The following is a 13,483-nucleotide window of genomic DNA, read 5'->3' as shown; positions in this document are numbered from 1 at the left end:
GGCCGGGTCGGAGGTCCGTCCGGGGCGGGCGCGGGCGTCAGGCCGGGCGGGTGTCAGGCCGCGTGGTCCACGCGGTCCAGGCACTCCTCGGCCAGTTTCCGGTCCAGGGCCGCGCGCACCAGCGCCGCCGCCAGGGCGGCCGGCTCGGTGTCGCCGGCCAGGGCGGTGAGGCGGGCGGGGTCCGTGGGCAGGCCGAGGCGCTCGGCGCCGGCCAGCGCCCTGCCGTCCAGGTACGGGGCCACCTCGGGCCACACGGCCTGGACCTCGCGCAGGAAGATGTCGGCGCCGGCCGGGCCGATGCCCGGCACCTCCTGGAGCAGCGCGCGCAGCTCCGGGACCCGACCGCCGGTCTCCTCGCGCAGCCGGCGCAGGTCGCCGCCCCACCGCTCGGTCACCAGCCCGGCGCCGTCGCCGAGCTGGGTGGCCGTGCGCTCGTCGTAACGCCGGTAGCCGCCGCGGCCCAGGGCGTCGACGCGCTCCTGCCAGGAGGCGGCCGCCATGCGGCGCGGGTCGCGCAGCCCGGCCTCGAACAGGGCGCGGGCGGCCGCGACGGCCACCGAGCCGCGGATGCGGGCGCTGAGCAGCACGGCCAGCACCAGCAGCTGGTACAGCGACTGCGGGGTGTTCCGCAGCCTGATGCCGGCCTCGTGCGCGAAGGTCTCGCCGTGCGCCTCGACCAGCTCGCGCAGCACCCGGGCGTCCCGGCTGCGCGTCACCGGGCCGGTTTGAGCGGGTCGTGGCCGAGGGTCATCAGCCGGTGCCGCCTGCGGGTCTCCTCCGGGTCGCTGCCCTCCGGCTCGGGTTCGTTCTCCAGGTCCGCCTCGGAGGTGACCGTGTCCACGACCTTCTGCATCACCCGCAGGTCGTCCGGGGTCAGGTCCTTGCGCCGCTTCTGCAGGATGGCGAGCACGTGCTGCCCGGTGGGCGTGCCCGCCTCCTCCGGCAGCGGCTCGGCGTTCTCGTCGGCATCCCGCACCCGCAGCCAGTCGGCGAGTTCCGCGGAGGTCATGTTCACCACGCGGTGGAAGTCCTCCCACAGCGCGTCGGCTTCGAGGGCGTCGGTCATCGGTGCCCCTTTCGTGCGTCCGTTCATCCGTTCGCCGTAGGGGAAACGGGGCTCGGGATCACTCCCCGGGCACGTTCTCGGCGGCGAACATCCAGCGCTGCTTCTCCAGCTCCGCGGTGATGGAGATGAGCAGGTCCTGGGTGACCGGGTCGGCCTTCTCGGTGGCCTCGATGCGCTCGCGCAGCCGGGCGACGGCGGACTCCAGCGCCTCGACCATCACCTCGACCACCTCGGTGTCGCGCACCCAGCCGTCCTTCGGCCCGGGCAGGGTGAAGGCCGAGGCGATCGTCTCCGGGCGGCCGTCCGGCGGCATGCCCAGCGCGGCGGCGCGCTCGGCGACCGTGTCGGCGAAGTCGCGGGCCACGGAGACCACCACGTCCAACTGGAGGTGGATGGACCGGAACCGCGGTCCCACGAGGTTCCAGTGGGCCTGCTTCCCGGTCAGGGAGAGGCCGAGGAGATCCACCAGGGTGCCCTGCAACGCGTCCCCGGTGACCTGGCGGGCCGAGTCGGGAATCGTGCTCTTCACGACAGTCATACGGTGCTTCTCCTTGCGGAGTCGTCTCTGGACGTACGGAGCAGTGCGACGCGCTCCTCCTCGCAGGTTCCGCCCCACACGCCCGCGGTCTGCGCACTGCCGAGCGCGAAGGCCAGGCACTGCGCGGTCACGGGGCAGCGGGCGCAGACGCGTTTGGCGGCCTCGATGTCCCGCACCGCCGGTCCACTGGTGCCCACGGGGAAGAACAGCTCGGGGTCCTCACCCACGCAGGCGGCACTGCGCAACCACTCCATGGGGGCGCGGGTGCCCCTGCCGAATCTCCGCAAACAACCGCACTACGGCACCCGGCGGCGGGCTCGGCAGCACCGCCCCGGGGCTTCCGGCCGTCCCGCGGTGCGGGTGCCGGCCGCTGCGTCGCGCGCGGGTTTTTCCGGCCGCCGCGCCGCGGGGCTTCCGGCCGTCCCGCCGCCGGGCCGGGCTCGGCCTGCTCAGCACCCCGGGCCGGGCTCGGGCCGGGAGCCGCCGGCCGCCGTTCAGTCCGGGAGCCGCCGGCCGGGTTCAGTCCGGGAGCGCGGTGTCCAGGAAGGACGTCAGGTGGGTGAAGACCTCGGTGCGGTTGGTCTCGTGGAAGACCTCGTGGCGGGCGTCCGGATAGATCCGCTCGGTCAGCGCGCCGCCCGCGAGCCGCTCCACGCCGGGCCGGCTGCCGGTGAGCGGCACCAGCCGGTCGTCGTCGCCGTGCAGCCACAGCACGGGGACCGGGCCCGCGTCACCGCCCTCCGCGACGGTCTCCAGGGTGCGGGCGAACGCCTCCACCGTCGGCCGCTTCATCGGGCCGTGCCACACCAGCGGGTCCGCCGCGTAGGCCGCGCCGACGGCCGGGTCCCGGGACAGCGCGGCCGGACTGATCGGCGTGTCCGGGATCTCCTCGAGCGCCAGCAGCCGCCCGGGCAGCTCCCAGGCGCCGATGACCGGCCCGGACAGCACCAGCGCGGTGAGCTCGGAGCCGTACCGCTGGGCGTACCGGGCCGCGATCAGCCCGCCCATGGAATGGCCGATCAGCACCAGCGGCAGCCCGGGATGCGCGGAGCGGGCCGACTCCGCGACCCGGTGCACGTCGCTCACCACGTCCTCGAAGTCCTCGATCAGCACCCGCTCGCCCGCCGACCTCCCGTGCCCCACATGGTCGGGGCCGTAGACGGCCGCGCCGTGCGCCCCCAGGACGCGCGCGACCTCGTCGTACCGCCCGGCGTGCTCGCCGTACCCGTGGACCACCAGGGCGACGTACCGCGGTCGCGGCCGCGGCCACGCGCGGACGGCGAGCCGCCCCCGCGTGCCCGCCAGCACGTGCTCACGGGGGGCCTCCAGAGGACGCTCGTCCTCCCGGACGGGCTCGCGGGCGTCGGCCATGGCTCCTCCGGCTGCGTCGGTGGGTTCCCGCGGCCGCGTGGGGTGGTTCCCCGCGGCCGCGCGTGGGGTGGTCTCCTGCGGCTTCGGAGGGATCTTCCCAGGAGGCCGGGCGCAGGTCTATAGTTCAAAACTAGCAGTGCTAATTAATGTGTCTCCCCAGGAGTCCTGTCGTGCGTCCCGTCCACTTCGCGGCCGCCCGCCGCACCCCCATCGGCAAGCTGCGCGGCGCCCTGTCCGGCGTGCGCCCCGACGACCTCGCCGCGGCCGTGATCCGCGCGCTGGTCGCCGAGGTGCCCGCGCTCGACCCGGCCCGCATCGACGACGTCTACTGGGGCGCCGCCAACCAGGCGGGCGAGGACAACCGCAACGTGGCCCGGATGGCCGCCCTGCTCGCCGGACTCCCCGAGACCGTGCCCGGCGCCACCGTCAACCGGCTGTGCGCCTCGGGCCTGGAGGCCGTCACCACCGCCGCCCGCACCATCGCCTCCGGAGAGGCCGACATCGTGCTCGCGGGCGGCTCGGAGTCGATGAGCCGGGCCCCCTTCGTGCTGCCCCGCCCCGACGAGGCCCTGCCGCAGCGCATGGAGACCTACGACACCCGGCTCGGCTGGCGCCTGGTCAACCCGGCCATGAAGGAACTGCACGGCCTGCTGGCCATGGGCGAGACCGCCGAGGAGGTCGCCACCCGGTACGGCATCCCGCGCGAACGCCAGGACGAGTTCGCCCTGCGCAGCCACCAGCGCGCCGCCGAGGCCCGCAAGCTGGGCCACTTCGACCACGAACTGCTCCGGATCGAACGCCCCGACGGCGGGATCGTCGACACCGACGAGTGCATCCGCGAGGACACCTCCTACGACAGACTGGCCCGCCTGAAGCCGGTGTTCCGCGCCGGCGGCACGGTCACCGCGGGCAACGCCTCCCCGATGAACGACGGCGCCGCCGGCCTCCTGCTGGTCAGCGAGGAGGCCCTGAACGACCTGGGCCTGGAGTCCCTCGGCCGCTACGTCGCCGGCGCCTCCGCGGGCGTCCACCCCGACGTGATGGGCATCGGGCCCGTCCCGGCCACGCGCAAGGTGCTCGCCCGCGCCGGCTGGAGCGTCGGGGACATCCAGGAGGCCGAGTTCAACGAGGCGTTCGCGGCCCAGGCCCTCGCCTGCGTCGACCAGCTCGGCATCGAGGAGGACCTGGTCAACCCGAGCGGCGGCGCCATCGCGCTGGGGCACCCCCTCGGCTGCTCCGGCGCCCGCATCCTCACCACCCTGCTGCACCGCATGCGCCGCACCGGCGCGGCCCGCGGCCTGGCCACGATGTGCGTGGGCGTCGGCCAGGGCAGCGCGGTACTGGTCGAGCGGCACTGACCGCCGCCGTCCGCCGCCGCCGCGCCCCGATCGCCAACCGCTGACGCGGGTGCGGCGGTGCACGTCCGGGCGGGCCCGGGTACGGCGGTTCGCGTCCTGGGCGGGCCCGGGTACGGCCGGCCGGGTGCAGTCGCCATCTGGTGAGACGGTCCTTACGGCGCGCGGTTGTCCGGACATAGCATCGGTCACCGCATGAACACCATGACGCTCTGGCACATCTCCGGCTGGGGGTTCGCGGCGCTCGCCCTGGCCTCCCTCCTCGTGGGCTTCTCCAAGACCGCCGTCAGCGGAGCCAACACGGTCAGCCTCGCGGTCTTCGCGGCCGTCCTGCCCGCCCGCGCCTCCACCGGCGTGCTGCTGCCGGTCCTGATCGCGGGGGACGTGCTCGCGGTCCTCACCTACCGGCGGCACGCCCACTGGCCCACGCTGTGGCGGCTGTTCCCGGCCGTCGGGGCGGGGGTGGTCCTCGGCACGCTGTTCCTGGTGCGGGCCGGCGACGGGGTGGTACGGACGTCGATCGGCGCGATCCTGCTGCTGATGGCGGCCGTGACCGTGTGGCGCAGGCGCACGGCCGGACGGGCTGCGGAATCGCAGCCGGAACCGGAACCGGAACCGGAGAGGGAGCCGGTCGCCGGCCCGTCCTCCGGCCGCCTCAAGGCCCGCTCCTACGGCGTCCTCGGCGGCTTCACCACCATGGTCGCCAACGCGGGCGGCCCGGTGATGTCGATGTACCTGCTGTCGGCCGGCTTCCGCAAGCTGGGCTTCCTGGGGACCTCGGCCTTCTTCTTCCTCGTCGTCAACGTCTCCAAGGTGCCGTTCAGCGCGGGCCTCGGCCTCATCGACGGCCGCTCCCTGCTGCTCGACGCGGCCCTGGCGGCGTTCGTCGTGCCGGGGGCCCTGTTCGGCAAGTGGGCCGTGCGCCGGATCAACCAGCGGCTCTTCGAGCAGCTGGTGATCGCGGCGACGGTGGTGGGCGGCGTGCAGCTGCTGCTGCGGTGAGTGCGGCGGTCGGGCCGGTGCGAGGTGACGGGCGGTCAGGGGGCGGTGGAGCGGGCCAGGGCCTGCCGCATGCGGTCGTAGCGCTCTACGGCCGTCCAGTCGTCGGCGCGTCTGCGGCGCCCGGTGCAGCAGCTCCACACGCTCGCCATGAAGGCCGTCGCCAGGGGGATGAGCAGCCACGTCAGAGGGTCCAAGGTCGTCCTCACTTTCCCGAGTGGATCAGCGGGTACGGCGACCATGACATACATCATCAGGTCTACATATTTGTACGAAGACCGACTCGGGATGTTTTCACCCGGAGGGATTCAGCATGCGGGAACCACTTCTCGACCGGCTCCCGGCCGCCTACTGGACCGTGCCCCACACCGGCTCCCGCTTCCCGGGATCGCCCGCGGTGGCCGCCCGCCCGGACCTGGCGGAAGGCGCCAACTGCCAGCTCTACGCCTACGCGGTGCTGCGGCACTTCGGCCTCGACCCGCCCCCGCTGCGTTCGAGCGACCTGTGGGCCGACACCCGCGCCGGCGTCCGCGTGTCCCGGCCCGGGCCGCTCGACCTGCTGCTGTTCGGCGCGACGGACGACGCCTACGGCGCCCATGTCGGCGTCTGGGCCGGGGACGACCAGGTGCTGCACCTGTGCGCCGAGGTCGGCCGCCCCGCGGTCTGGGGCCTGGCCGACTTCGCGGCGCGGGAGCGCTACCGGGTGCTGATCGGCGTCAAGCGGGTGATCCGTACCCGGGCGACGGCGGTCGGCGACGGGCCAAGTGATCGTTAGGATGGGGCGGTTGCCGCACCCCTACGCGCGCCCGGCCGCTGCCGCGCCCGCCGTGGGACGCGGCGCGCGGGCGGGTCGTTCTCCGGGGATCGAGGGTGGGGCTTCAAGGTGCTGGTGGCGGATCGGTACCGGCTGCACGCGGTCATCGGCCGGGGCGGGATGGGCGAGGTCTGGCGCGGCCTCGACGAGGTGCTCGGCCGGCCGGTCGCGGTCAAACTGCTGCTGAACGAGGGGGCCGACGCCTCCGCCGAGGCGCGCTTCCGGCTGGAGGCGCAGACCTCCGCCCGGCTCAACCACCCGCACGTGGTGGGCACTCTCGACTTCGGCACCTGGCAGGACCGCTGCTTCCTGGTCATGGAACTGATCGACGGCGACAGCCTCGCCGGGGAACTGGCCGCCGGCGGCCCGCTCGCCCCCGACCGGCTGGCCCAGGTCGCCGAGCAGGCCGCCGCGGGCCTGGCCGCCGCGCACGCGCAGGGCATCGTGCACCGGGACATCAAGCCGGGCAACCTGCTCAGCGACCGCGACGGCACCGTCCGCATAGGCGACTTCGGCATCGCACGCTTCGTCGACGACCCCTCGGCCGCGCTCACCACGACCGGGCAGATCGTCGGCACCGGCCTGTACCTGGCGCCCGAACGCGCCATCGGCACCCCGGCGTCGGCCGCCTCCGACATGTACTCCCTGGGCTGCGTGCTCTACGAACTGGCCGTGGGCCGCCCGCCGTTCGAGGCCACGACGGCGACCGCGCTGCTGTACCAGCACGTCGACGCCGCGCCCGCGCCGCCGCACCAGCGGGGCGCCGCGCTGCCGCCCGCCTTCGAGGCGTATCTGCTCGGCATGCTCGCCAAGCGGCCCGAGGAGCGTCCCACGGCCGGGCAGGCGGCCCAGTGGTTCGGCAGCGGCGCCTGGCGCGGCACGCCCGAGCCGCTCCCCGCGGAACTGCCGTCCGCGCACCCGCGGCCGGCCGGACCCGCACGCCACCGGGGGGCGCCACGCCAGCAGGGCGCCGGCGCCGCGCACCGGCGACCGTCCGCGGCCGCGCCGGCCACGCGCCGGCGCGGCGGCCAGCGGGAGCGCACCGGCACACCCGTGGCCGGCGGGTCCCTGACGGGCACACCGCCGCCCGGCGCCCCCGCGCCCGCCGCATCCGGCCCCGGCGCCCCGGCGTCCGGGCCGGACACCGGCTGGAACACCAGCGTGCACCGGGTGGCCCCGCGCCGCCCCGGTCTGCGCACCGCGCTGCGGCGCCACTCCCGGGCCGTCGGCGTCGTGGGCGGCGCACTCCTGTTCGTCACCGCGCTGCTCGTCGGCATGGCGCTGTTCTGACCGCCGTACCGGGTGCCGATCCGGCCGTTGCTTGCCGGTCCGCCGCCGTCGCCGATCCCGCCGTCGCCGCTGGTCCGGCCGTTGCCGCCGGTCCCGCCGTCGCCGGTCCAGTCGGTCCCGCCGCGTTCCCGCCGTTGCCGTCGCCGCTCCGGCCGCCGGCTTCGCCCGGACGCTCCGGCCCGTGGCTGTACTACCTCCGGACCGGGGTGCGGATCTCCGTCTCCTCAGACACGGACGACCCCGGGGCGCGGGCGCCGGCCGGACGGCTGCGTGAGCGCGGCCACGAGGTGCTGACCCGTGGCGCGCCGCGCCCCGGGGCCGACGCGCGGTGGGCGGCGTGCTCCCAGGCGCCGCGCGGGACGTCGCCGACGGCCGCGCCGGCCAGGCCGTCGTGTGCCGCTGGACCGGCACCGGCGCCTCCATCGCCGCGAACAAGGTGCCGGGCGGACGGGCGGCCCTGCGCACCGGCGCCGGCACGGCCGAGGGCACCCGCCGCTGGAACGACGCCACGCGCTCGCGCCGAGCCTGCGCCCGACCTCCGAGCCGCTGCTCGTCGAGATCCTCGACGCCTGGTTCTCCGCCGCGCCCGCCGCGCCCGGCGAGGACGCCGAGGACCGCGAGAACGTCGCCCACCTCGCGCGCGCCGAACGGCACGGCGAGGAGACGTCCGCGTAGGGCGGCCGCCGCACCGCGCACCGCGCGCACCGGGCACCGCGCTACGGGCGGCCCGGCCCCGCCGCCGCCCGTACCACCCGGGCCAGGGCGTCCTCGCGGAACAGCGCCCGCCCCGCCGCGATCCTGCGTTCCCGCTCCTCGCCCCGCACGGTGAGGCGGGCCAGGGAGCGCAGCAGGCCGGCCTCGTCGGCCGCACGGTCGGACACCCCGAGGGCGGCCATCCGCTCCACCCCCTGCGCGCCGTGCCCGGGCAGCGGCCGGTAGCCCACGACCGGGACACCGGCGGCCAGCGCCTGCACGGCCGTCTGCCCGGCCGCGTTGTCCACCAGCGCGGCGCAGGCGTGCAGCAGCCCCGGCATGTCGCTCACCCAGCCCGGGGCCAGCACCCCCGGGACGCCGGACAGCTCGCGCCGCAGCCGGTCGTTGCGCCCGCACAACGCCACCGGCAGGAAGCCGTGCCCGGCGAGCAGCCGCGCGGTGTCCGCCAGCCGGGTGCCCGCCCCCCAGGCACCCGCCGACAGCAGTACCGCGGGGCGTCCGTCGCCGTGCCGCCGCAGCCGGCGGCGCCACGCGTCCGCCTCCGGCCCCCCGGCGAAGAACGCGGGATCCACCACCGGGCCGCACACCTCGGCCGGCCGGCCGGTGCCCCGGCGCACCTCGGCCGCCGTCCCCGCCGTGACGCACAGGTGCAGGTCGTTGCCCGGATGCAGCCACTGCCGGTGCACGGCGAAGTCGACCACGACCACCGCACTGGGCACCCGCAGCGCGCCACGGGCCCGCAGATGACCGGTCAGCTGGGCCGCCAGGTGGAAAACCGGCACCACCACGTCGGCCCCCGTCCCGCGCACCAGGCGCAGCAGACGCCCGCCCGCGAGCCGCGCCAGCGGCGTGCCGCTGGGCCGGGGGCTCGGCCCCGGGCGCAGGAAGAAGTCGTAGATGCCGGAGTAGACCCAGGGGGCGTCGCGGACCGCGGCGCGGTAGAAGCCGCGCAGCCCGGCGCCCAGGCCACGCGGCAGCAGGGTGAGGACGTCGACCACATGGGCCCGCTTGCCGGCGGCGCGGGCCCGGCGTGCCAGCTCGGCGGCCACCGTGTCGTGGCCCGAGCCCATGCTCGCGCTGACCACCAGCAGCCGTTCGGCCTCCGCGCCCGGGGGCCCGCCCCGCCGCTCGTCCGGGTACGGGGTCAGGGCCCCCCGGGCGGCGGGCAGGGGTGGCGGTACGGGCATTTCGGACGACACTGGAAGTGAGTAACCCTTACTCACCGCAGCCAAACGAACCGGGCCGCTTCCGGCCCGGCCACGTTTCGGGCACGGCCCCCGGGATACTTCCCCACCCCGCGGACCGACCCGCGCGGACCGCCGGGCCGCCGCCGTGGCCCCGCGTCCCGTCCGACCAAGAGGTGCGCCGCGATGACCCACGCCCCTTCCCGCGCACGGTCCGGCTCCGGAAGGCCGGCCGAGGCCCCGGCGACGCTGAGCACCGCCCGCCGCGAGGACTCCGGCGGCGCGGCGCGGGGCGGGGGCGCGCTCGTGACCGGCGCCTCCTCGGGGATCGGCGCGGCCGTGGCGCGGCGGCTCGCCGCGGAGGACTGCTGGCGGCTGGTGCTCAACGGGCGCGACCGCGCCCGGCTCGAGGAGGTCGCCCGCGGCACGTCGGCCCTGGTCTTCCCGGCGGACCTGTGCGGTCCGGGCGCCGAGCGCAGGCTCGCCGAGTTCACGCTCGACAGACTCGGCCAGGTGGACCTGCTGGTGGCGGGCGCGGGCATCGGCTGGGCGGGCCCGTTCGGCACCATGCCCCAGTCCGCCATCGACGAGGTGTTCGACGTCAACGTACTGGCGACCCTCCATCTGATCCGGCTGCTGCTGCCGCACATGGTCCGGCGCGGCACGGGCCGGGTGGTCGTCATCGGATCCCTGGCCGGCACGGTCGGGGTCCGCGGCGAGGCGGTGTACTCCGCCGCCAAGGCCGCCCTCGGCACGTTCGCCGAGGCGGTGCGCTACGAGCTGCGGGGCACCGGGGTCGGGATCAGCCATGTGGTGCCCGGAGTGGTCGACACGCCGTTCTTCGACCGGCGCGGGGTGCCCTACCGGCGGTCCCGGCCCAAGCCCGTACCGGCGAGCCGGGTCGCCGACGCGGTGTGGGAGGCGGTGTCCCGGGGGCGCGACGAGGTGTACGTCCCCGGCTGGACCCGGGTGCCCGGCCGGGTACGGGGCGCCGCGCCCGGCCTGTACCGGCGCCTGGCCGCGCGGTTCGGGTGAGGCGCGGGCCGTCCCGGAGCCGGCCGCTCACGACGTGTCCGGCCCGGTCGCACGCCGTCCCGCGCCCCAGGCCCCGCGTCTGCGGCGCCGGCGCCCGCGCGACGGCCGGCCGGCGAAGACGCGCGACGGCCGGCCGGCGAAGACGCGGGGCGCGCGGAAGGCGAAGACGCGGGGCGCGCGGAAGGCGGAGACGCGGGGCGCGAGATTCTGAGACGCGGGGCGCGGGAGGCGCAGAGTCCGATGAGGAGGTGGCAGGTGCAGGTGGGCGGGCGGGGCGAGCGGAGAGGGCCGGGTACGGGAACTCGAACGCGTATCCGGACAGGAGGGGCCGGCGCCGGCCTGGGTGCCCCGTGGCGGCCGGCGGCCGCCACGGTGCTGGTCCCGGTCGCGGCGGTCACCGCGGTCGCCGCCGCGCACATCGTCCCGGCCGCCACCTGGCTGCCCCGCTTCCGCACCGCCTGCCTGCCGGGCCTGGCCGGCGTCGGCCGCCCCGGCCATGTCGCGCTCACCTTCGACGACGGGCCCGACCCGGAGAGCACCCCGCACTTCCTCGCCGTGCTGGACCGGCTCGGCGCGCGCGCCACCTTCTTCGTCCTGGGGGAAAGCGTCTCCCGCCACCCGGAGCTCACCCGGCACATCGCCGAGCGGGGACACGAACTCGCCGTGCACGGCTGGACCCACAGGCGCCCCTGGCTGCCGGCCCCCGGCCGGGACGTACGGGAGACCGCGCTGGCCGCCCGCGTCGTGCACGAGGCCGCCGGCCGCCGCCCGCAGTGGTACCGCCCGCCGTACGGCGTCCTCACCTCGGGCCGCTGGGCCGCGGCCCGGTGCGCCGGACTGCGGCCCGTGCTGTGGACCGCCTGGGGCCGGGACTGGACGGCGCGGGCCACACCCGACTCGGTCCGCGCGAGGGTCCGGGCGGACCTGCGCGGCGGCGGCACGGTCCTGCTGCACGACACGGACCGTGCCGCCTCGCCCGGCTGCTGGCGCGCGGCCCTCGGCGCCCTGCCCGGCCTGGTCGCCGCCTGCCGGGACGCCGGATGGGAGGTGGGTCCCCTCTCGGAGCACGGACTGGCCACCGCCCGGGGAACCTGACCACCGGCGCCTCGCCCGGCCGGGCCGCACCGTACGCTCGAGGCCATGTCCCCGCACGTCCTCGTCCTCGGCGGCACCACCGAGGCGCGTGAACTGGCCGCGGCGCTCGCGGCGCGTCCCGGAGTCCGCGTGACCAGCTCGCTGGCCGGCCGGGTGTCCCGGCCGGGCACGCCGGCCGGGGAGGTGCGGGTGGGCGGCTTCGGCGGGGCGGAGGGGCTGGCCGGCTGGCTGCGCGCGCACCGTGTGGACGCCGTCGCCGACGCCACGCACCCCTTCGCCGAGACGATCACGCGCAACGCGGCGCGCGCCGCCGCGGCCACCGGGGTGCCCCTGGTCGTCGTGCGCAGACCCGGCTGGCAGGCCGGGCCCGGCGACCGCTGGCATCCCGTCCCCTCGCTGGACTCGGCCGCCAGCCTGCTGCCGGGACTGGGGCGCCGGGTGTTCCTGAGCACCGGGCGGCTGGGCCTGGCGGCCTTCGCGCACCTGACCGGGCTGCACTTCCTGGTGCGGTCGGTGGAGCCGCCCGAGCCGCCGCTGCCGGAGGACACACGGGTCGTCCTGGCCCGCGGCCCGTTCACCGTGCCCGGGGAGAGGGACCTGCTGCGGGCCCACCGCATCGACGTGCTGGTGACCAAGGACAGCGGGGGAGCGGCCACGGCCGCCAAACTCACGGCCGCCCGTGAGCTCGGGCTGCCGGTGGTCGTCGTACGGCGCCCGCCGCTGCCGGAGGGGGTGACGGCGGTGCCGGACGTACGGACGGCCTTGGAACGGCTGGCCCCGACCACCGGCTGAACCCGGCCACCGGCCGAACCGGGCACACGGCCCGCACCCCGAGAGTCACGGCCGGGGCCCCCGAGCCGCGACCCGCACCCGCGAATCACGGCCCGCCCCGCTGCCCGCATCCGAGCCGCGACCTGCACCCCCCCCGAGCCACGACCCGCACCCGCGCGGACCTGCACCCGCACCCGCACCCGTGGTTCTCCGCCGCGCGGCGCGTGGCCCGCGCCCGCGCCGCTACCGCGCCGGCCTGCGCCGCAGCAGATACGTGTCCATGATCCAGCCCTTGCGCCCGCGGGCCTCGGCCCGCAGCCGCTCGATCCGGGGCCCGGCCTCGGCGATCGGGCCCGAGGCGAGGATCTCGTCCGGCGTGCCTATGTAGGCGCCCCAGTAGATGTCGATGTCCTGGTCGGCGTACTCGCGGAAGGCCTGGTGGGCGTCGAGCATCACCACCACGTCGTCCACGCCCTCCGGGAAGCCCTCCTCGGCGAGCCGCCGGCCGGTGGTGATCTGCACCGGGCGGGCCACCCGGTTCAGTCCCGTGCGGTGCCGGGCGACCAGGGCCGAGACGCTGCTGACGCCGGGCACCACGTCGTAGTCGAACTCCACCGTGCCCCGCGCCAGCACCTCCTCCAGGATGCCGAGCGTGCTGTCGTACAGCGCCGGGTCGCCCCACACCAGGAACGCGCCCGTGCCGTCCTCGCCGAGTTCCTCCGCGATCAGCCGCTCGTAGAGGGCGGCGCGGGCGCTGCGCCAGTCGCCCACGGCGGGGGAGTAGGCGGCGCCGCCCGCCGACCGGTCCCGCTCCGGGTCCCGGGCCTCCACCACGCGGTACGTCCCCTCCGGCACGTGCGTGTCGAGGATGTGCCGGCGCAGCGCGACGAGGTCGGACTTCACCTCGCCCTTGTCCAGGACGAAGAACACGTCCGTGCCGCGCAGTGCCCTGACCGCCTGCAGCGTCAGCTGCTCGGGGTCGCCCGCGCCGATACCGATGACATGGATCTTTCGCACGCCCCGAGTCTGCCGTACGCCACTGACAGCCCGTCCACCGGTGCCACCCGGACGACCACAGGCCCCGCACGGCGAACCGTGCCCCCACCGACGACGGCCCCGCCCGACGACGGCCCCGCCCGACGACGGCCCCGCCCCACGACGGCCCCGCCCGACGACGGCCCCGCCCGACGACGGCCCCGCCCGACGACGGCCCCGCCCGACGACGGCCCCGCCCGACGACGGCCCCGCCCC

Annotated in this window: 15 protein-coding genes and 1 pseudogene; 8 read left to right on the top strand and 8 right to left on the bottom strand. The window is 76.6% G+C overall.

The features are described 5' to 3' along the window. Positions 1 to 53: 53 nt before the first annotated feature. The 5 genes from ACI2LW_RS05550 to ACI2LW_RS05530 form a co-directional block, all read right to left on the bottom strand. Positions 54 to 716 (bottom strand): endonuclease, encoded by a 663-nt coding sequence (locus tag ACI2LW_RS05550; RefSeq protein ID WP_404729823.1) that lies wholly within the window; start codon positions 714 to 716, stop codon positions 54 to 56. Continuing rightward, the gene (locus ACI2LW_RS05545) at positions 713 to 1,066 is read right to left on the bottom strand and encodes a DUF3140 domain-containing protein (protein ID WP_404729822.1); all 354 of its coding nucleotides are present in this window, start codon (positions 1,064 to 1,066) and stop codon (positions 713 to 715) included. The genes ACI2LW_RS05550 and ACI2LW_RS05545 overlap by 4 nt, the downstream gene beginning before the upstream one ends. A gap of 58 nt (positions 1,067 to 1,124) precedes the next feature. Then, on the bottom strand, positions 1,125 to 1,604 hold the full coding sequence (locus tag ACI2LW_RS05540; protein ID WP_404729821.1) for a Dps family protein: 480 nt from the start codon (positions 1,602 to 1,604) through the stop codon (positions 1,125 to 1,127). Next, positions 1,601 to 1,858: a WhiB family transcriptional regulator gene (locus ACI2LW_RS05535; RefSeq protein ID WP_404729820.1), complete on the bottom strand. Its 258-nt coding sequence runs from the start codon at positions 1,856 to 1,858 to the stop codon at positions 1,601 to 1,603. Before ACI2LW_RS05535 ends, ACI2LW_RS05540 begins: the two co-directional genes overlap by 4 nt. 265 nt (positions 1,859 to 2,123) lie before the next feature. Further along, complete coding sequence (locus ACI2LW_RS05530; protein ID WP_404729819.1) at positions 2,124 to 2,975, bottom strand: lysophospholipase; 852 nt, start codon at positions 2,973 to 2,975, stop codon at positions 2,124 to 2,126. Between the two features lie 170 nt (positions 2,976 to 3,145). Between ACI2LW_RS05530 and ACI2LW_RS05525 the strand changes: the two genes are divergently transcribed. Next, positions 3,146 to 4,333, top strand: a complete 1,188-nt coding sequence (locus tag ACI2LW_RS05525; RefSeq protein ID WP_404729818.1) for a thiolase family protein — start codon at positions 3,146 to 3,148, stop codon at positions 4,331 to 4,333. A gap of 192 nt (positions 4,334 to 4,525) precedes the next feature. Beyond that, positions 4,526 to 5,332 carry a sulfite exporter TauE/SafE family protein gene (locus ACI2LW_RS05520; RefSeq protein WP_404729817.1) on the top strand — a complete coding sequence of 269 codons (807 nt, stop codon included), beginning with the start codon at positions 4,526 to 4,528 and terminating at the stop codon, positions 5,330 to 5,332. Positions 5,333 to 5,367: 35 nt separating this feature from the next. Here the strand turns inward: ACI2LW_RS05520 and ACI2LW_RS05515 are convergent, their stop codons facing one another. Next, positions 5,368 to 5,526 carry a hypothetical protein gene (locus ACI2LW_RS05515; RefSeq protein WP_404729816.1) on the bottom strand — a complete coding sequence of 53 codons (159 nt, stop codon included), beginning with the start codon at positions 5,524 to 5,526 and terminating at the stop codon, positions 5,368 to 5,370. 116 nt (positions 5,527 to 5,642) lie between these two features. On the opposite strand from ACI2LW_RS05515, the gene ACI2LW_RS05510 reads away from it, so the two are divergent. The 3 genes and pseudogenes from ACI2LW_RS05510 (at position 5,643) to ACI2LW_RS05500 (ending at position 8,108) form a co-directional block, all read left to right on the top strand. After that, positions 5,643 to 6,104, top strand: coding sequence for a hydrolase (locus tag ACI2LW_RS05510; RefSeq protein WP_404729815.1), 462 nt, complete (start codon positions 5,643 to 5,645; stop codon positions 6,102 to 6,104). Between the two features lie 108 nt (positions 6,105 to 6,212). Then, entirely contained in the window at positions 6,213 to 7,433 is a 1,221-nt protein-coding gene (locus ACI2LW_RS05505) for a protein kinase (RefSeq protein ID WP_404729814.1), read from the top strand. 206 nt (positions 7,434 to 7,639) lie between these two features. Further along, positions 7,640 to 8,108: pseudogene (locus tag ACI2LW_RS05500) on the top strand (RpiB/LacA/LacB family sugar-phosphate isomerase). 41 nt (positions 8,109 to 8,149) lie between these two features. Here ACI2LW_RS05500 and ACI2LW_RS05495 read toward each other — a convergent pair. Beyond that, on the bottom strand, positions 8,150 to 9,217 hold the full coding sequence (locus ACI2LW_RS05495; RefSeq protein WP_404729968.1) for a galactosyldiacylglycerol synthase: 1,068 nt from the start codon (positions 9,215 to 9,217) through the stop codon (positions 8,150 to 8,152). A gap of 300 nt (positions 9,218 to 9,517) precedes the next feature. Here ACI2LW_RS05495 and ACI2LW_RS05490 point away from each other — a divergent pair, with 300 nt between their 5' ends. The 3 genes from ACI2LW_RS05490 to ACI2LW_RS05480 all read left to right on the top strand — a co-directional run bounded on the left by ACI2LW_RS05490 (position 9,518) and on the right by ACI2LW_RS05480 (position 12,253). Then, complete coding sequence (locus ACI2LW_RS05490; RefSeq protein WP_404729813.1) at positions 9,518 to 10,366, top strand: SDR family NAD(P)-dependent oxidoreductase; 849 nt, start codon at positions 9,518 to 9,520, stop codon at positions 10,364 to 10,366. Between the two features lie 375 nt (positions 10,367 to 10,741). Further along, complete coding sequence (locus tag ACI2LW_RS05485; RefSeq protein ID WP_404729967.1) at positions 10,742 to 11,461, top strand: polysaccharide deacetylase family protein; 720 nt, start codon at positions 10,742 to 10,744, stop codon at positions 11,459 to 11,461. Positions 11,462 to 11,506: 45 nt separating this feature from the next. Beyond that, positions 11,507 to 12,253 carry a cobalt-precorrin-6A reductase gene (locus tag ACI2LW_RS05480; protein ID WP_404729812.1) on the top strand — a complete coding sequence of 249 codons (747 nt, stop codon included), beginning with the start codon at positions 11,507 to 11,509 and terminating at the stop codon, positions 12,251 to 12,253. A gap of 222 nt (positions 12,254 to 12,475) precedes the next feature. On the opposite strand, the gene cobF is transcribed toward ACI2LW_RS05480, so the two are convergent. After that, positions 12,476 to 13,249 carry a precorrin-6A synthase (deacetylating) gene (gene cobF, locus ACI2LW_RS05475; protein ID WP_404729811.1) on the bottom strand — a complete coding sequence of 258 codons (774 nt, stop codon included), beginning with the start codon at positions 13,247 to 13,249 and terminating at the stop codon, positions 12,476 to 12,478. Between the last annotated feature and the right edge of the window lie 234 nt (positions 13,250 to 13,483).

The organism is Streptomyces sp. NPDC004065, assembly GCF_044903565.1.
Taxonomy (GTDB): Bacteria; Actinomycetota; Actinomycetes; order Streptomycetales; family Streptomycetaceae; genus Streptomyces.
The sequence above is the reverse complement of the archived record's forward strand: the minus strand, read 5'-3'. Positions and strand labels throughout refer to the sequence as shown.

Coding starts and splice junctions, on each gene's coding strand:
- ACI2LW_RS05545 (WP_404729822.1), bottom strand. CDS start 1,066: ATGACCGACGCCCTCGAAGCCGACGCGCTGTGGGAGGACTTCCACCGC.
- ACI2LW_RS05540 (WP_404729821.1), bottom strand. CDS start 1,604: ATGACTGTCGTGAAGAGCACGATTCCCGACTCGGCCCGCCAGGTCACC.
- ACI2LW_RS05535 (WP_404729820.1), bottom strand. CDS start 1,858: ATGGAGTGGTTGCGCAGTGCCGCCTGCGTGGGTGAGGACCCCGAGCTG.
- ACI2LW_RS05530 (WP_404729819.1), bottom strand. CDS start 2,975: ATGGCCGACGCCCGCGAGCCCGTCCGGGAGGACGAGCGTCCTCTGGAG.
- ACI2LW_RS05520 (WP_404729817.1), top strand. CDS start 4,526: ATGAACACCATGACGCTCTGGCACATCTCCGGCTGGGGGTTCGCGGCG.
- ACI2LW_RS05510 (WP_404729815.1), top strand. CDS start 5,643: ATGCGGGAACCACTTCTCGACCGGCTCCCGGCCGCCTACTGGACCGTG.
- ACI2LW_RS05495 (WP_404729968.1), bottom strand. CDS start 9,217: ATGGGCTCGGGCCACGACACGGTGGCCGCCGAGCTGGCACGCCGGGCC.
- ACI2LW_RS05490 (WP_404729813.1), top strand. CDS start 9,518: ATGACCCACGCCCCTTCCCGCGCACGGTCCGGCTCCGGAAGGCCGGCC.
- ACI2LW_RS05480 (WP_404729812.1), top strand. CDS start 11,507: ATGTCCCCGCACGTCCTCGTCCTCGGCGGCACCACCGAGGCGCGTGAA.